The sequence below is a fragment of the Paenibacillus sp. 1SOY10 genome (genome assembly GCF_056836745.1).
The window spans coordinates 88212-106688 of the sequence record NZ_JBXENK010000009.1 but is presented as its reverse complement, the minus strand read 5'-3'; the positions used below and the strand labels follow the sequence as shown (position 1 = coordinate 106688).

Genomic DNA, 18477 nt, shown 5'->3' with positions numbered 1-18477 from the left:
CCGAATTAACGGCGGCGCTTGCCTGTTTTACTGGACTTGCCTGAGCCTGAGGACCCCTTCTTGCCGGATGTACTGCGCTTGCGGCTACCAGAGCCAGATCCGGAATTGCTCTTCTTACGCTTGCCGGACTTGCGGCGCCGGGGTCTGTACTCTTCCAGACTACCGGCCGAGCCGCTCTTGCCGCCAGGCAGGAAGGCGGTGAACAGCTTCGCCATGGGAGCGAATTGCTGCACGGTTTGCATGACCTTCTGAACCTGACCTACCTTGTCTAGAATCCCGTCGATTCCCCCCAGGCGGTCCACCATTCCTTTCAAATCGCTCATGCTTGGGATGGATAGGCCGCCACCGGATGACGCCGGCTTGGGCGTGACGGGACTTACGGGTGTAGGTCCCTGTGACGGGGGAGAGAAGGGCATGAGCGATGAAGATTGGGCCTTGATCTCATAAGGGCCTAGCCCCGGGTAGTAATCGCTGTATGGATAAGACGGGGGCAGTTGGCTTTGCCGTGGATCGTAATGTTGTGGCATAATATCACTTTCCTTTTTTATAATTGGGCGATTCTATCACTATACTGTATGTGCCGGGCGGACTTGGCGTATGGACGAATGTCCCGGTTGTGGTGGGCGTTTGCGGATTTTGGGCGTTCTTTCTGTGATGCGTGAAACCGTTAATGCTTGAAAAGGTGTATGCCCCTCAGGTACAATGAGGATGGGGTTACAGTAATTGTAGGGGATGATTATGGAGTGCAACTGAAAAAATTAAACGACAAGTCGATCGATCAATTATTTGAGGCCATCTTAACGTTGAAGGACATCGAGGAATGCTATATCTTTTTTGACGATCTCTGCACGGTGAACGAAATTCAGTCTCTGTCCCAGCGTCTGGAGGTAGCGCGGATGCTTGGCAAGGGCAATACTTACAACCAGATTGAAGCGGAGACGGGAGCTAGTACGGCCACGATTTCGCGGGTGAAACGTTGCCTCAATTATGGCAACGATGGATACAAAATGGCACTGGACCGTCTGGGCCGTTAAGCGCGGTGACAGATATGGTGCCTGACAAGCCACATCTCAGGCCGGAAGAGGGAGATGTCTCTTCCGGCCTGGGTGTTCTTCGTAAGCCGGGCGTGTTGGTGATTAGCCACGGCTCAGCGGACGAGCATTGGGTGGCCCTTGTGGATGAAGCAGTAGAGGCTGCCATGGGTTATTTGCCTGCGAACCTTCCGACTTACAGTTCCTATCTGGAATTGGTTCCGGGGCGGCTTATTCAGGATGGAATCAACTGGCTGGAGGCGCAAGGGGTGACGGACATGATCGTCATACCTTTCTTTGTGTCCTCAGGCAGTACACATATTGATGAAATCGCCTATGCCCTTGGGTTGAAGGCGGCGCCGGAGAAGGACACCGAAATGAAGCGGCTTCGGGTTTCGGCTCGGGTGCTTTTTGGTGATCCTATAGATGATCATCCTCTGGTTGCAGAGATGGTGTGGGATAAGATCAAGGCATTATCGGTCAAGGCTGAACGGGAAGTGCTGCTCCTGGTGGGCCATGGCAGCCGTTATACCGAATTTTTGCGGCGCTGGGAGCTGGGAATGACCTCTCTGGCTGCACGGACCGGACAGCTTAGCGGCCTCGCGGCTACCGATGTAGCATTTCTGTCTCCCGACACGCTTGGCGAGAAGGTTCGTTACTGGACGGAGGAGCGGGACATGGAAGTGCTGGTGGCACCGCTGTTCCTGAGCACGGGTTATTTTACGAAGAGAACGATTCCGGGCAGGCTGGAAGGGCTTAAGGGATACCGCTATGTCGGGGAGTCCTTGTTGCCCCATCCATTGCTTGCTCGCTGGATGTCACAGCAAATATTGAATATAATGAAGTTGTTCACATTATGATAATCAGGTGGCGTTGACCTTATGAAGAGAGCTAGGCTGATCTATAATCCAACCTCGGGAAGAGAGGAAATTCGGCGTTTGCTGCCGGATGTGCTGGAGCGGCTGGACCGTCACGGCATCGAGACTTCGTGCCATGCAACGACCGGAGAGGGCGATGCGACGCGGGAAGCGGCCTGGGCCGTGGAGCGCGGCTACGACATCATCATCGCTGCCGGCGGAGACGGCACACTGAATGAGGTCGTCAACGGCATGGCGGGGCTTAATACCTTGCCTCCATTGGGCGTATTTCCTATGGGGACGACCAACGATTTTGCCCGCGCCATGGGGATATCCCGGCGTTGGGAGGATTATTGCGACCTGGTCATCGAGAATAAAACGAGACCCATTGACATCGGTAGGGTTAATGGCCGCCATTTCATTAATATTGCGGGTGGCGGTACGCTGACTGAATTGACGTACGAGGTGCCAAGCAAGCTGAAGACGTTGATTGGACAGTTGGCTTATTATGTGAAGGGCGTCGAGAAGATGGTGAGCCTGTCGCCAACGCAATTGATCATCGATGCGGAGGGCTACGATATCGTCGAGGGTGAGTTCATGCTGTTCCTGATCGCTAACAGCAATTCGGTGGGCGGCTTCGAGAAGCTGGCACCTGACGCGCGTATCGATGATGGGCTGCTCGATGTCATTGCCGTGAAGAAATGCAATCTGGCGGAGTTTATCCGCCTGGTGTCACTAGCCCTGCGCGGCGATCATCTGGATGATCCGCATGTGGCCTATTTCAAGACACCGCGGATGGCGGTGACCTCCCCTGGGCAAGTACAACTCAACCTGGACGGCGAGCTCGGCGGCGAGCTTCCCGGCGTGTTCGAGGTGCTGCCGCAGCATTTGCATATTTTTGCTTAGATGGTACGAGAAGTATCTACGCGTGAAGAGCCTTCCCATTGCTGTGCTTGCACGGGCCACGGGAAGGCTCTAAATGCGTGAGTGACCACTTAATTTAGATAAGTTGAACTAAAGAAAAGGCATAACAAGCAAGCGAGAAAAATGATTCTGAAGAAGCGGAGCGTTCGCCTTTGTGAATGAATTTCTACCTTTATAAGAATGTACTAAATAAAAGAAATTTGTGAGCAACAGCGATCGTAAGAACATTTTCTCGTCTGCTTCTTTGCGTTAAACATAAGTTCAACTTATATAGATAATAATGATTAACTAGAAGTTAAACTCGTTCTCCCAATTAAAGCTGGCAGACTGTTCAAGGCTTGTTGGCCAATGACTACACCACTTCGGAACAGTAGGAGTATCGACTTTGTCCAGACTTGGTGTATATGGTTTGATATCAAGAATTGGCGTTCCGTCGTTGGCATCCATATAAGGAATTTGAATAACTCCTTTTTCATAATCAATATTTATAATTTGTACTGCAGTCAGAGCAATTGGATTTGGGCGAATCGGCGATCTTGTAGCAAATATGCCCATAACGGCAGGAGCTTGTTTATACGGTTGTGGCACTTCAAGAGTATTCCTCATCTCTTCCGTGTCAAAATCGCTAAACCACCAAATAACGTTCAAATGGCTAAATCCCTCTAATGCTTGCAGGGCTGGAATGTACTTCAAATCTAACTTAATAAGTACACTTTCTTCATTGACAGTGATTCTCCCAATCGGGGTAACTTGAAAATTTTGCATTGGCGTATCCTCCATCGCGTTTGTATTTTAGCTTCAAATGAAGCATAGCCCCTCACATCATGTGAGAGTCAACAGGATAGAGGAATACAACTATCTCTGACCTAGTGGTATTTGAATTTCAATTAAATACTTGTCAGGGCCTTCCTCATTCCATGGTCCCCGATGAACAATTTGCCTACTCTGCCCCAACATCTGATATTGATGATGCTCCTCCAACCACTTAGCAAAGGAAACATAGGCACTTGCAATATTCTCAAAAGACCCATAGACCATAGTACAGGCCATTATAGGGATAGGCTCAGTATGTCGGTAGACAAAACCATACATATTTTCCCCAGTCTGGGCTACAGGTGCACATATCTCCATATCAACATCTGTTTCTCTATAGTCCATATCGTGATATATGGTAAAAGGTTTATTCAAAATAGGAACCCCCTGTTGCTCCGCAAAGGCGGTCAATTCTCCCCACAGCTCCCCTTCTGCATAATAATTGGGGACTGTTCGTCTCAAGGAGAGCACATGATAACTGGGAACGGACTTGAGGGACACATTGTAGTTGATCTTGATTCTATTCAGTTCAATATCCTTTTTGGCTAATTCAATGTTAGCCAGCTTTGCTTGTTCTACCCTAATTGCATTTTCGATTTCCAGCTGTTTTTTTTCTAGTTGTTCTGTAATGAAACCATCATTCCATCGGCTGAGAGCAATGGTAATTTCAGATACATTAAAACCCAGATTGCGTAAAAAGATAATTTGATTCAAAACTGGAATTTGTTCCGTGGAATATAGTCTATATTTGGTGAACGGGTCTGTCTCTGCTGGCTTTAACAGACCTGTCTCATCGTAATATCTCAGCATGCGGATGGATACTTGTGTGAGTTTGGAGAACTCGCCTATTTTGAACATGCTCATCACCTCTATATAGGAGTATATTGCGGATAATTCCAAACTACAAATCAAAATGCGACAAGATGAGTTACTATATAATTAGGATAGGCTATAATGGTGAATGGCTTAGTGTAAGCTAGTTTAGTTAGTCTGGAGTAATTTAAATTTTGTACCAATCGAGTTTGATTGAACATAGAAGGAGCAAGTTATGAGGAAGCAGCAGAAAAGTGGACTCTCTGGTGGTAAGAGTGGAGTTGGTTCGATGAAGAACGGAAGAGGAAGAGAAGGTGGAAGAACCGGTCGAAGGGATCGTCGTGCGACAAATGATGAGGTGATTGCTGGCTTGCCTGTCTCTAAGAATGATGAAGTGGTCGTAGAGATGATCGGGATGAACCACGATGGAGAAGGCGTGGGCCGAGCCGAGGGGTACACCTTGTTCGTGCCGGGAGCTTTGCCGGGGGAAGCGGCCAAAGTGAAGGTCCTAAAGACCAAAAAGCAATATGGCTACGCCAAGTTGTTGGAGCTGCTTGAGCCAAGCGCGGACCGAGTGGACGCGCCCTGTGCGATTTACGATAAATGCGGGGGCTGCCAGTTGCAGCATTTAAGCTATGAAGCGCAGCTGACCTGGAAGCGGCAGCATGTGATTGATGCGCTGGAGCGGATCGGCAAGCTGCATGTAGCAGGTGGTAGTGGAGCGGCTGCTAGCTCGCAGGAAACAACGCCTGTTACGGTTCTGCCCACACTGGGGATGGCCGAGCCTTGGCGTTATCGCAATAAGGCACAGGTTCCTGTTGGGGAAGTGAACGGTGAATTCATCGGCGGCTTCTACGCTCGCGGCAGCCACCGCATCGTGGATATGGAGCAGTGCCTCATCCAGCACGAAAGCAATGATGAGATGGTGCGAACGGTGAAGGACATTGCGCGCCGATTGGGAATCAGCACTTATGATGAAGAAACGGGCCGGGGCCTGCTTCGTCATGTGGTGGTCCGAGTGGGCTTCCGTACGGACGAGATGATGATTGTTCTGGTGACCAACAGCAAGGATATTCCGCAGGAATCAGAATGGATCGCGTCGATTCGCCGGGAGTTGCCGCAAGTGGTGAGCATCTGTCAGAACATTAACACACGGCAGACGAATGTGATTTTCGGCGAGGTTACCCGTGTATTATGGGGCCGGGAGGTCATCTACGATTACATTGGTGATGTGAAATTTGCTATTTCCGCGCGATCTTTTTTTCAAGTGAATCCCGTTCAGACCGAAGTATTATATGGGAAAACGGTAGAATACGCCGGGCTCACGGGTCAAGAAACCGTCATTGACGCGTACTGCGGCATCGGGACGATCTCTCTCTTTCTGGCGCAGCATGCCAAACGCGTGTACGGCGTGGAAATCGTCAAAGAAGCCATCGAGGACGCCCGCGTCAACGCCGAGTTGAACGGGATGAGCCATGTGACCTTTGAAGTGGGAGCTTCAGAGGATGTCATCCCGGCCTGGAAGGAGCAAGGCATCACCGCCGACGTCATCGTCGTCGATCCCCCGCGCAAGGGCTGCGACCCACGCCTGCTGGACACCATTCTGGAGATGAAGCCCCAGCGCGTCGTGTACGTGAGCTGCAACCCGGCTACCCTGGCCCGGGACTTGCGCGTGCTGGAGGACGGCGGGTATACCACCGTCGAGGTGACTCCGGTGGATATGTTCCCGCATACGACGCACGTTGAGTGCATCGTATGGATGTCACGGGTAGAGAGTAAAAGCCTAAAAGCCTAAAAGCCTAAAAGCCTAAAAGCCTAAAAGCCTAAAAGCCTTCTAGGTAAGGGATTTTGTGGTTTACGGGCTGGAATCGGTGGCTCTGAAGTCCCTTTTTGTTACCCGCAGGAATATGTCCACTGGAGGATTGATCGGCGTACAGAGTGGATTAGATGTCATTGCTTGCTGACAGAGCACGTTCGTCGGGGACACTTCGATCCCATACAGATCGGAGAGAAGATCTTGAATGTCGCGGGTGCTTACACCCTTGGCGTACATGGCGATAATTTGGTCCTCGATGCCAGTTACGTTCGACTGATGCTTCACGATCATCGGTTCAAATTCACCGTTACGGTCGCGAGGAACACGAATCTCCTGCTCACCATACTCGCTGGTGATCGTCTTCTTGCTCTTCCCGTTGCGGCTGTTGGTGGTCTAATTATTCGATACATCGTGCTTCGCATAGCCAAGTTCATGGTCAAGCTCCGCCTCCAGCATCTCTTGCAACGTGTCAGCGAACAACTCTTTAAGGGCAGACTGAACATCCGCCAACGTTTTCAAATCGTTGTCATTGATTGGAGAGTTTACACAGTTTATTTTACAGACCCTTTTGGCTCAATATTTAGATTAGGATTGAATAGTTCAATAAAAACAACCCAGCGCTCCTCTTTCTTTTAACGCATTAAATCAAATTCTAAATGGCGGTTGAAAGTATATTCTCTATCATAATCCATTGCCATCTCACTCGACGTGTCAGAACGCAATAAGCATTGTACTTCCCTAATTTGTTACTAATTCCAACCTTCATCACGTCTTGAGTCATACCAAATTTGACTTTGGATCCTCGACAATAATAGTAATAGTAGACAACCCAATTAGATTGCTCCTTCGTTAAACACTTTAATATTTCGTTGTTTTAGCTCACGCCATTGTCGATGCAAAACTGACCAAGCTTAACCAATATTATTATTGGGTAACCGAAATTTTGGTACCAAAACTGAAAAATGAGGCATATATGCTTGAATAAAGTAATGATACAATTTTACTGGCGTCAATTACATTATTTATGAAAAAAATATAATAGGTGTGAATGGAAAATACTAATTTATAAGTAGGTGAACAAACTTGGAAACGATTACTTTCTAGAACTCAAAAAAAGAAAAAACCTCGAAGATTTTTTTAACAACCAGGATCTACTTATTTGACTATTGTTCTAAGGAGCCATTCCTGTAATGAAGTAATTTGCCCTTTGAAAACAAAAAGCGCCTCTTGTTATACTGGGAACCGTTCGAGCAAGAAGAAATCCCAAAACGAAAGAGGCGCTCACCATGAAGTATTAAGTTGAAACAAAAGCAAAATCAACGGATAACACGAATTACCAAATCGACACTGGTTGTCGGTCCCAGATATTTCGAAGAAGATTCACGTAGCTCGAGCAGTGGATTTGCGCGGTATCGAGCTTGGGAAGGATTGAGTATTCCATAACGATCAGGAAGGACTAACGAAACTGGAAACGTGGATGAAGGAGATCGGTCAAACTTATGACAAGACAGACATCGTGTTTGGCACCTAGCCTACCGGACAATACTGGTTCCTGTTAGCGGCATATCTATAAGAGCAAGGCATTCAGGTTGTTGTCGTGAATCCGCATCGTGTCAACAAGACCAAAGAGCTTGGGGATAATTCACCAAAGAAAAGCGACTACAAAGACGCTAAGGTCATCGCGGATCTCATTCGAAACGGAAAAGTACTCCGAGCCGGAACTGCCGACGAAGGAATACGCGGAGCTGCGCATCCTGATGTACCTGCGTGAAAAGTGTCGGATGGTCTGACGCAAGTAAAAGGTCGCTTTGGCAATTGGTTCGATCGGTTTTTCCCTGAGTACGCTAGCGTCTTCAAGGTCTGGGAGGCAAGGCATCGCTTAGACGATGCGAGCATTCGCGCAATCAGCTGACATCGTTGCCAAGGGGGCTAGAGACGTCCTAGCTCATTGGAAGACGGAGGTGAAGCGTGGTGTGGGAATCAAGCGGCGGAATCGCTTTGTGCCGCCGCTGCATTCTCCATCGGACTGACCGAAGGAGTGGAGGCGGCTCTAATAGAGTTGAATACGCTTCTAGGGCAATACGATCTGTTCAATGAGCAGTTGAAGACGATGAAAGTGATGGCGATCGTGGAAGGTATTCCGGGAGCAGCAGAAATACAGACTGTGCCGGGAGTTGGGGTGATCACCGTGGCCTGATTTTTGGCTGAAGTCGGAGATCTGAACAACTACGATCATGGTCAACAAATTATCCGTCTGGTCGGTCAGAATCTCAAAGAAAACAGTTCGGGCAAACGGAAGGGCGAGATGGGGATTAGCAAACGAGGGCGGTTGGTCTACGGGAGTTACTGTTCGGAGCGGTCATACCGATGGTGGCGAAGAACGAAGCGTTTGAGGCTTCTGCACAGGCATTACACGACGCGAAGCCAGAATCCGATTAAGAAGAAACAATTGATCATCGCTTTTATGTGGAAAACTGATTCGAGTCCTGCGTACGCTGAGGACAAAAACAGAGAGATTACAATGCAATCAATGTAATCGCCCCTTTCCCGCCTACGCTCTTACAGAAATCGTGGTGCAGAATACATTCTCCACCAGCATCTCTTAAACTGTCAAAGTTGAAATCTTGAGAATGGGCGAGAAAACAGGCGAAAACATTACTTTATAGTGGGAGCGAGTGCTATGGTGAACAATAATTCAGTATTAAACGACATTTCTAAGCTGACATATACACAGTTTATTTCTTTCATTAACCAATGGAACGTTCCACCAGGTTCCTATTCAACTTTATCTAAATGGGCATGTTTTTCTAAATTAACAAGCAAATCAAATTTATTAGAGGTAGCTTGTACAACAGGATTTTCAAGTAGAGAACTAGCTCAACTATCTAATTGTAAAGCGATTGGTTTTGATTTGTGTACAGAATCAGTTGAAGCTGCCAAGATGAATCATCAATTGTATGCACCAAATCTTCGTCTGGAATATCTGCAAGCTGACGGGTATGGATTTATTAGCAATGAAAAATTTACACACATTGTCTTAGGAGCTGCACTAGGCTTTTTTCCAGATCAAAAGAAAATGCTCGCTAAATGTTTGTCTCTTCTCGAAGATGAGGGATATATTCTTACTTCTCCGTTCTATGCAATTAATAATGTGCCAAATGAATTAATAGAAACTAGTAAAAAAGTCTTTGGCATTACTCCAACCGTAATACCATACCAAGAAGTTATGGAGACATATAGCGGACTAGAAGTTCTATATGAAGAAAGGAACCACCTATATCTTGAGGCTGAAGATGAGTTAAGACATTATTGTCACAGCACTATTGAGACAGCGTGTAAACTGAGAGGTATAGATAGTGACGAAGTATATAGTGAACTATATAATAGATTGTATGAAATAAGGAAAACAAGTAATAAACTGAGAAAATATCAAAACTATTCTGTATTAGTTTTTAGATATAGAAAAAATATATATCCTAAGCGCTTTGTAGAGTTGTTTTAGGTTGTAACCTCAAAGAAATCTAACTCTTTCTGGCTAGAAGATTTAAATAATTAATCTAAGGGGGAGGCAAATGATTTTAACAGGTAACGAAATTTTTGTTCAGTATACTGCAGGGAAAATTAAAATTGATCCATTTTACAGTGATAACATAACAACAAACTCATATGATCTTCACTTAGCTGAAGATATATTGGTTTATACTTCGGAAATCTTAGATCCTAAAAAGAAACCTGAATATAAATATACTAAAATTCCTGATGAAGGACTCGACTTGAATCAAGGGGATTTTTTATTAGCAGCTACTCGTGAAAAAATTGGGGGAGATCATTTTGTACCCATTATTCATAATAAATCAGGTATTGCTAGAATGGGACTTTTTGTACATATCACTGCAGATCTAATTGATATCGGTTCATACGGTCAATCAACACTTCAATTATATGCCACCCTTCCGGTAAAGATATATAAAGGTATGCAAATTGCACAGGTTAGTTTTTGGGTTCCAAAAGGAGAAATAACGCACTTGTATAAAGGAAAGTACACAGGTGGAATGAGTCCTCTTCCCTCTAAAACATATCTTGACTACATTCAACAGGATATCTAGGAGGTGATTTCATGATATTAACTGGTAATGAAATAAAGAATGAGATTGAGCAAGGTGAAATATATATTTCTCCGTTTAATCCTTCTCAGTTAAATCCAAATAGTTACAATTATAGACTTGGTTCAGAGTTAAAATGTTATTTAGGTAGTAATAATGGTAACCATATATTCGAAAATATTAAATTTGAAAAAGATGGTATTGTAATTCAACCGGGAAAAATGTGTTTAGGCCATACTCTTGAAGTGATTGGCAGTAAAAAATATGCCATGTCGTTGATTGGAAGAAGTTCGATGGGAAGACTAGGTTTGTTTTTACAGTTATCTGCTAATTTAGGGCATACAACATCACAACATCAGTGGACTTTAGAGATCCTTGCTACTAAGCCTATACGTCTTTATCCCGGAATGATAATCGGACAAGTTTCTTTTTGGCAAAATTATGGGGAAATAGATCCGTATAAAGGGTATTATGCAAGGCATAATGAACCTACACAATCTTTGCATACTCTACAAATGGCCTGAGGAAAAGGATTGTAAGTAAATCTCTAAAAAAGATTATGATCTTGTGCACACAAGGGAGAATAAGAGAAGTTGGCAAATTCGAATTGCTTCATTACTCGTTTAAGTTATGATACTGTCAAGTATAATAATCATGGAAAAATAAGATACATTCATCAATCGCCTTTATCAGAATATTGGGTACTGGAACTAAATTAGATGATTGAATTTTATCAAAGAATTGGGTGATTTGAGGTGTTAGATTCTTCTTTTAGAACATGGATAGAAGTTGATTTAGATAAACTAATTGATAACTATAGGCATTTAAGAGAAATGATGGATGAAAGCACCAAAATTACCTGTGTTATTAAGAGTAACGCTTATGGACTGGGAGCTGCACAAATTGCACAAAAATTACAAGAAGATGGTGCTACAAGTTTTGCAGTTAGTCATCTTGAAGAGGGAATAGGGCTGAGAAAATTAGGAATAGAAGGTGAAATATTAGTATTAGGTGTAGTATTTGAAGAGAGCGAAATTGTAGCTGCTATAGATAATAAAATTAGTCTAACTGTCACATCAATTAACCAATCGAAAAAAATAAATGATCTTGCAAAAGTAAAATTTCAAACAATTGACATACATGTCAAAATTGATACTGGTCTGCATAGATTCGGATTCCTACCGAATAAGGATTCTATAGAAGAGATCATGAAAATAAGTAACTTTTCAAATGTAAAAGTAAAGAGTATCTATTCTCATTTAAGTTTTACCAGTAGATCTAAAGATGCAGCACAAAATGAATTGTTGATGATGGTATATAACTCCTTGAAGAAATTAGGGGGTTATATCCCCGAAGTACACTTATGTGACTCAATAGGGCTGTTGAAATATCCCCAATGGAGATATAACAGAGTAAGAGTCGGCGCATTGATATATGGGAACTGGCCATTGGAAAGTACTTTCAGGGGCCAAGAAACTTTATGTTTAAAAACAAGAATAGTTCAAATTCAAAACATAAGAAAGGGAGAAAGTGTAGGGTACGACTCAGTCTATACTGTAACACGTCATTCACGCATTGCTACACTGCCTGTAGGGTATGGGGACGGATATCCTTCTAAATACTCAAGCGAAGCTAAAGTGCTGCTAAAAGGTCAAGAGGTAACTATAGCTGGACTTGTATGTATGGATTTTATGATGATTGATGTGACAGATATTGATAGTGTTGAAATTGGCGACCAAGTTACATTACTAGGTGAGAGTATATCTTTATTGAGGTTTTCTCAATGGTTTAATACTAATCGTAACATAATTCTAACATCTTTGAGTTATCGATTACCTCGTGTTTATACAAGAAGTGGTAGAGTAATTGCAATTGACAATGCACAATGTCCATCTAACCAAGAGGTGATACAATGAACTTTCAAGAATTGACCTCGGTTAGAAAATCAATTATTGACGATTATATTCAGTTCTATTCTAACAAAGGGTATTTCGTTGAGAAAGAACTGCCGGTAAGGATTAAGTTTGATCCCACTTTATCATTTACCACTTGTACGATTTGTATTTTCAAAAAAAAAATAATATTAAAAGAGCCACTAATTGATTATTGCACTGTTCAGAAAAGCTTAAGAACGAACTCGTTCCTTGAAAGTCACAATGAAAAGTATTTAAAATTCACGAGTTCTTTGTATATGTTAGGTGGATTCAAGAAAACAAGCTTTAAATGTTTGGAAATAGATTACAATAATAGCTTACAACTTCAAGGTTCTTTTTTGAGAAGATGGATACCTGCATCTATACATATTATCGTTACTATACCAAGTATATTATCCGCTATGAATATCATTGATAGTTCAACATTACATTTTTTAGAGAATCAGAATATATCTATTAAACCAACTGAATTAGATGATAAATTCTATATATGGAAATATGGTCTATCAGGCCTCAGGGCAATTGGAACATATTGGGAAATATTGGGAGAGACTCGATGTAATTTTGGTAACGTTAGTTTTATTTATGATACTCAGACAAATAACCCGATTGGTCTAGAATTTGGCGGATCTCTTGAAGTTTTGATTCAAGCGATATATGGATTTAGTAATAAAGTATATTCTTCTTTCTATTGTAATGATTTCATTAGGCAGTTTATTAATGAAAATAACGATACTATTAAACTTATAGATAGCATGGTTACTATCATTGAAATTATTCATGAAACAAATCTAGAGAACCTAACTATAAATATAAAAACTGCACTTAATAATTATATTGTTGCACTGAAATGCTTGATATTTCTGTCCGATATTAGTGAGACTTTATTTAAAGAGTTGCTTAAAGAATTATTAAGCACAAATGATATGTGGGATAAGGATAAAATTACTGATATTATTTTTGACTTTTTAAAATCTTCCCTCTGGTCACTAAAGTTCCTGAGAAATTACGAAATCAAAAGCAAGAAGAAAAAAAAATACTATTTCAGTTTACTAGCCCAAAAAACCATAGAGAAAAGTATCTTGTGTAACGAGTCTGCAATCTGGTTCGAGAAATAAGTTATATCTATCACGGTTTCATAGTTCGTGAGGGTTTATTTTTTGTGTACTCGTTATCTATAAAGACAACCTCAAGTATCTTTTTCAAATAATGAAATATTAGCCACTATATTTTAATATGTTATATATGGTAAAAGTAATTAACAAATATTAACTTGGAGGGAATAATAATGACAATTAATAATAATGCATCTTTCGATGATTCAACTTCTGAAGTTTCTATTAGACTTGGAAAATTGGAGAGTCTTAAACATGAAGGTAAAAAGCCCTTTGAATCATCGTTTCAGAGAACAGTACTCTTAAAAGAAGCGATCCAGTTAAATGAAGGTGAGAAAGCATCAATATGTGGACGTATTGTAGCAAAACGTAATTTCGGCAAGCTAACTTTCATGCAACTTCAGGATGTTGAGGGTAAAATGCAAGTAAGTTTTTTATTAACCGATTTAGGGGAAGAAGAGTTTGATTTTCTAAAAAAATACATAGATGTTGCTGATTTTATTGGGGTGAAGGGGGAAGTTTATTATACTAAAACAAAAGAGAAAACCATTAGAGTTAAAACATTCAAATTACTAAGTAAAGCTATTAGACCTCTTCCTGAAAAATGGCATGGTCTCGAGAATGTTGAGGCAAGATTTAGACAAAGATATCTTGATTTGATTTCTAATGAAGATGCAAGGAATACTTTTATTTCACGATCGAAAATAATTTCTTTTATTCGTCAATATTTAAATAAGCATAGTTTTATTGAAGTCGAAACACCTATCTTACAATCGGTGGCTTCAGGTGCTGTTGCAAAACCGTTTGTAACTAAACACAATACATTAGATAAAGAATTTTACTTGAGGATAGCTCCTGAATTATTCTTAAAACAGATAATTGCAGCCGGATTTGACAGAGTGTTTGAAATAGGGAAAAACTTCAGAAATGAGGGTATGGATGCTTCCCATTTACAAGAGTTTACCATGTTAGAATGGTATGCTGCTTATTGGGACTACAAAGATAACATAGAGTTTACAACTTCTCTGTTAAAGGAATTATTTAATACTTTGGGCCAAGAACAAATGGTTTATAAAGGAAATGTAATTAATATTCAAGGTGATTGGGATAAATTAGATTTTTGTGAAGAGTTGAATAAAGTACTTGGGGAAGATATTTTGAATTTTACTGATTATAAAGAATTAAGACAAGTTATCTGTAAATATGAATTATTGGAAGTTGAAGACTTAAACAAAGTCAACTCAGTTCCAGCCTTGATAGATCTTTTATATAAACGTAAGATTAGACCGCATCTGATTCAACCTACTATTTTATATAATTATCCAGCTAGTTTAATTCCACTTGCTAGAAGAAATGATTTAAACAATGACATTATTGATATGTTCCAGATTGTAGTTGCCGGTTGGGAAATAGTGAAATCCTACTCTGAATTAGTAGATCCTATCATTCAAAGAGATACTTTTCTTGAACAAGCGCAAAACCGAATCCAAGGTGACGATGAGGCGATGGTCACCGACGAAACTTTTTTAACTTCTATGGAACATGGTATGCCACCAATGTCAGGAGTGGGATTAGGCATTGATAGGTTAGTTGCTATTATGACTAATCAACCTACGCTAAGAGATGTAGTGTTTTTTCCACAGTTAAGATAGAGCCTTAAGTAGTGTGAATTAGCCCACTCCTGTTCAAGTGACATGTCAAAGGGAGTTTCTATGTTCACAGCAACAGCAAAAGATCATTCAGCCACATGAAATTTTCGGGTCATCAAGATGCGGAGCTGTTTGAGGGTATGCTCTTTGTCTTGATGACGCTGCACTGAATCCGCGTAGGTAGTGCAGTCTAAATAGGGGGAAATGGTCCCTTGTGCTCGATCACCCAAGAAAACATCAAGCATTAGCCATTATTTTTACAATCCATGGCTTCATATCTTTAAAACTACTAAGGAGGTAGAGTAAATGATAAGTATTATTATCCCATATTATAATAAATTTGATGTTCTGAAGTATACTCTAAGGTCATTGGAAAGACAGGAATATAAAGATTTTGAAGTTGTAATTGTGAATGATGGTTCCATTGATATTGCTGACCAGCTATATGGAAAATATAATTTAAATATTAATTATATATATTTAGAAAGAACAGATTTATCTGGTAGATCATATGCGAGAAATAATGGCATAAAGCAGGCAAAAGGCGATATATTAGTATTTCTTGATTGCGATCAAATTGTTGATAGTGATTTCACGAAAATGCATATGTTATTTTTTGAATTAGCTAGAGAAGAGGGAAATGAAATTATCCAATTTGGAACGAGAAAGTATTTAGTTGAAAAAATTAAAGAGGATATTGATGAAGTTAAAACAATGAAATATGAAGAAGATTCACGACATGGCGTATTTCAGAAATATAATTATGAAACTAAAAAATTGGAGGGTATTTGGCATTTAGTATACTCACATAATATATCTGTACTTAAAAAAACTATAATGGAGTTTGGGGGATTTGATGAAGATTTTAAGGGTTGGGGATTAGAAGATTGTGAATTAGCATATAGATTGAAGAAGAATGGAGTTAAAATTCTTTACAACCCCTATATAGAAACTTATGATCAATACGAGGATGTAATTCTAGATGAAGAAAAAAGATACAAGGAATGGCTTTATAATTATAATGTGTTTGTTGAAAAATACAATGATGCTGAAGTAAACCTTTTAGACATTTTCACGAATTTCTTTAATGCTAAGATAAGGGAGAAGCTTTATAACTCTGGTATGAGAAGTATCTGGCATTTTTGTTATATGAGATTTGAAGAAAATATAAAAGTAATGCAATCAAATTTACATAAATATAGAGATCCATGGAACTATGATGAAGTTGCTGATATTATGCACCAACACATAAAGAGTCCGGTAGATGCATTTAAGATGCAGATTTGAAGAATTATTGGAAATGCACCCAGAAGCTTGAATTTTTGAACACTCCTCATACTCCCTGCCAGAACTTACAAAGCTCCAAAAGCCAGTTTACAGGAAAAGAAAATTGAAAATATGTACCCTACAATTACGATGAACTGCTTGAAGCGATGCCTTGCCTCCCTCTGTAGCAAGAAAAACTCAAAAAGTAAACTGGTTACAAAGCCAATATATTGATGGATACGGATATTCAGTATTTGTTAAGCGGGGTACTGAGTTCGGCCGATTATGCTTGGCATACAATCTAATTAAACTCGATTTTAGTTTAGAAAATGTAATGTTTTCTGAAACAATTGATAATGGGGGAATGGAAATGGTAAACATAACAAAGGGACATGATATGTTTGTAGTACCAACTCATAGAGAGTGTAATAAGTCTGTAAATTCGATTATTAAAGAAATGTTTGAATTTATAGAGGCAACAGGGAAGTCGGTATTTTTAGTAGTAATTGATAATTCAAGAGAAGATATTTTTATTAAAAATCATACCTACTTAGTCCAGTTGCGGAAACAATTTGAATTTGAAATATATCATTTAGGATTAGAAGATTTAAATCGTCTTGTATATAAATTGGCGGAAAATTCCGGTATTAATTACAATAAACTTCACGAATTATTAATGCCGGTTAAAATAGATTACGGTAAATTATTTAATTGGATTTTTATTGTTGGAATAATGTTTGAAGTGGAAGCAATTCATAGACGAGACTCGGATTGTTTTTTAGGTAGCATAGAAAATCGATATTATCCTGTACATCAAGAAATTAAGTTTTTAGGTGAACCAATTAATAGTGTTCTTAATGATATTGAAGTTCTTGAAAAAGATACTTTTCAAAATGATGAAACTATATGTATAGTTGGTGGTGATTATGCAGGAAACTGGAATTTAGATTTACATAGATTGAAAGAAGATGATCCCGAAGTTGTGCGAAAAATACTTAGATTAAGTAACATACCTGAAGAAGATATTAATGAACAATTAAAATATGATTATAATGAAATTGATTATATAACTCCTCAAGGAGGTCCAGTTCTAAAAAATACATTTAAATTTCACTATAACACTATGCCAGAATGCGGAAATGTAAGTATGCAGGAAATATATAAATATGTTCCTAACTTTATAGGCGAGAATGGAATAGGTTATGACTACTTTACTTATTTCATAGCCTATTTATGCAAGGTTCCTATTATATTTCATAAGAGTAAAATTATGCACGTTCATGATGATAGTAGATATGAAGTTATGAAGTTGGTAGAGTATTGGAAGGGAATGTTGAAAAACATAGAGTTAGACTTGCTATATGGAACATTTATGAAGAATTCCAGTATTCAGAGATTATGTGATGGCGAAAAGGGAATTAAAGTGCTTGAAAAAAGAGGAGGAACAACTTTACCTGATTTGCTAGAGGAAACAATTATGCAAATTAAATATAAAAATAGAATCAGTACAATAGATTCTCTTTGTAATGATATATTAAGGAAATCGAAGTTGCCAATATATCAGCAAATTGGAGAAATATTATGGAGTAATCGAGAAAATATTATTGAAGATGTAAATAATGATTTCTCCTTAAGTATAGAGTTGCTTAGGAAGTGGAAGGACATTGTAAGTTCGGCTGCAAAAATAGATATATCAAATGTATTGTGATTTTGTTAAATGAATTCCTAAATCAATAATGTAATTATGCCCATTTTATGAACAATATGCAAATATATGCATCAGTTGCTGTAAACGCTCCCGTTATACAGGGAAGCCTTGAATTCTTCAGGAACTTAGTCATCCGGCGATCCCCAAAGTATGGGTGCTTCATGTAGATCTCATCGATCCGATGTATGAGCTGCACAATCTCTATTTGACTGCTTCTCACTTCCAGGCCGATACTTGCTCGTCCGGTTAACATAGAGCAGTGCGGCTTGCCGTTTAATGCTTAACTTCGGTTGATTCCGTCTGATCATGATTTTGCACTCTTCAAAGGGGCTCACTTGAGGCCAGATTTTCTTCGAGCCAGTCGAATTCAGCGGTGAGTTCAACCGACCATCAGCTCTATATATTCCTGTTTGCTTTTGTGAATCTTTTTCATTTTTTAAGATTCACC

General features: G+C 40.4%; 15 protein-coding genes and 2 pseudogenes. 13 read left to right on the top strand and 4 right to left on the bottom strand.

Going from position 1 to position 18477, the window contains the following annotated elements:
* Positions 1–5: 5 nt before the first annotated feature.
* Positions 6–527, bottom strand: coding sequence for a hypothetical protein (locus AC1VOR_RS18525; RefSeq protein ID WP_482619978.1), 522 nt, complete (start codon positions 525–527; stop codon positions 6–8).
* Positions 528–743: 216 nt separating this feature from the next.
* Between AC1VOR_RS18525 and AC1VOR_RS18520 the strand changes: the two genes are divergently transcribed.
* Genes AC1VOR_RS18520 through AC1VOR_RS18510 form a run of 3 tightly spaced genes read left to right on the top strand, consistent with a single transcriptional unit; the run spans position 744 to position 2794 of the window.
* Positions 744–1034 (top strand): YerC/YecD family TrpR-related protein, encoded by a 291-nt coding sequence (locus tag AC1VOR_RS18520; RefSeq protein ID WP_059051787.1) that lies wholly within the window; start codon positions 744–746, stop codon positions 1032–1034.
* A 14-nt stretch (positions 1035–1048) separates the two neighbouring features.
* Entirely contained in the window at positions 1049–1891 is an 843-nt protein-coding gene (locus AC1VOR_RS18515) for a sirohydrochlorin chelatase (protein ID WP_482620117.1), read from the top strand.
* A 21-nt stretch (positions 1892–1912) separates the two neighbouring features.
* Positions 1913–2794, top strand: coding sequence for a diacylglycerol kinase (locus tag AC1VOR_RS18510; RefSeq protein WP_482619976.1), 882 nt, complete (start codon positions 1913–1915; stop codon positions 2792–2794).
* A gap of 306 nt (positions 2795–3100) precedes the next feature.
* On the opposite strand, the gene AC1VOR_RS18505 is transcribed toward AC1VOR_RS18510, so the two are convergent.
* Positions 3101–3577, bottom strand: a complete 477-nt coding sequence (locus AC1VOR_RS18505) for an SAM-dependent methyltransferase (RefSeq protein WP_482619974.1) — start codon at positions 3575–3577, stop codon at positions 3101–3103.
* Between the two features lie 90 nt (positions 3578–3667).
* Complete coding sequence (locus tag AC1VOR_RS18500; protein WP_482619973.1) at positions 3668–4483, bottom strand: MerR family transcriptional regulator; 816 nt, start codon at positions 4481–4483, stop codon at positions 3668–3670.
* A gap of 190 nt (positions 4484–4673) precedes the next feature.
* Here AC1VOR_RS18500 and rlmD point away from each other — a divergent pair, with 190 nt between their 5' ends.
* On the top strand, positions 4674–6233 hold the full coding sequence (gene rlmD / locus AC1VOR_RS18495) for a 23S rRNA (uracil(1939)-C(5))-methyltransferase RlmD (RefSeq protein ID WP_482619971.1): 1560 nt from the start codon (positions 4674–4676) through the stop codon (positions 6231–6233).
* 180 nt (positions 6234–6413) lie between these two features.
* On the opposite strand, the pseudogene AC1VOR_RS18490 reads toward rlmD, so the two are convergent.
* Positions 6414–6809: pseudogene (locus AC1VOR_RS18490) on the bottom strand (transposase); the annotation flags it as partial.
* Positions 6810–7547: 738 nt separating this feature from the next.
* Here AC1VOR_RS18490 and AC1VOR_RS18485 point away from each other — a divergent pair.
* The 9 genes and pseudogenes from AC1VOR_RS18485 to AC1VOR_RS18445 all read left to right on the top strand — a co-directional run bounded on the left by AC1VOR_RS18485 (position 7548) and on the right by AC1VOR_RS18445 (position 18029).
* Positions 7548–8882: pseudogene (locus tag AC1VOR_RS18485) on the top strand (IS110 family RNA-guided transposase).
* A gap of 52 nt (positions 8883–8934) precedes the next feature.
* On the top strand, positions 8935–9756 hold the full coding sequence (locus AC1VOR_RS18480) for a class I SAM-dependent methyltransferase (protein WP_482619969.1): 822 nt from the start codon (positions 8935–8937) through the stop codon (positions 9754–9756).
* Between the two features lie 70 nt (positions 9757–9826).
* Complete coding sequence (gene dcd / locus AC1VOR_RS18475; protein ID WP_482619968.1) at positions 9827–10360, top strand: dCTP deaminase; 534 nt, start codon at positions 9827–9829, stop codon at positions 10358–10360.
* A gap of 11 nt (positions 10361–10371) precedes the next feature.
* Positions 10372–10881: a dCTP deaminase gene (locus tag AC1VOR_RS18470; protein WP_482619966.1), complete on the top strand. Its 510-nt coding sequence runs from the start codon at positions 10372–10374 to the stop codon at positions 10879–10881.
* 231 nt (positions 10882–11112) lie between these two features.
* Entirely contained in the window at positions 11113–12273 is a 1161-nt protein-coding gene (gene alr, locus AC1VOR_RS18465; RefSeq protein ID WP_482619965.1) for an alanine racemase, read from the top strand.
* The gene (locus AC1VOR_RS18460) at positions 12270–13409 is read left to right on the top strand and encodes a hypothetical protein (RefSeq protein ID WP_482619963.1); all 1140 of its coding nucleotides are present in this window, start codon (positions 12270–12272) and stop codon (positions 13407–13409) included. The genes alr and AC1VOR_RS18460 overlap by 4 nt, the downstream gene beginning before the upstream one ends.
* 170 nt (positions 13410–13579) lie before the next feature.
* Positions 13580–15058, top strand: a complete 1479-nt coding sequence (gene lysS, locus AC1VOR_RS18455) for a lysine--tRNA ligase (protein ID WP_482619961.1) — start codon at positions 13580–13582, stop codon at positions 15056–15058.
* Between the two features lie 303 nt (positions 15059–15361).
* Complete coding sequence (locus AC1VOR_RS18450) at positions 15362–16342, top strand: glycosyltransferase family 2 protein (RefSeq protein ID WP_482619959.1); 981 nt, start codon at positions 15362–15364, stop codon at positions 16340–16342.
* Between the two features lie 151 nt (positions 16343–16493).
* Positions 16494–18029: a DUF6271 family protein gene (locus AC1VOR_RS18445; protein ID WP_482619957.1), complete on the top strand. Its 1536-nt coding sequence runs from the start codon at positions 16494–16496 to the stop codon at positions 18027–18029.
* The last annotated feature ends 448 nt before the right edge of the window (positions 18030–18477 follow it).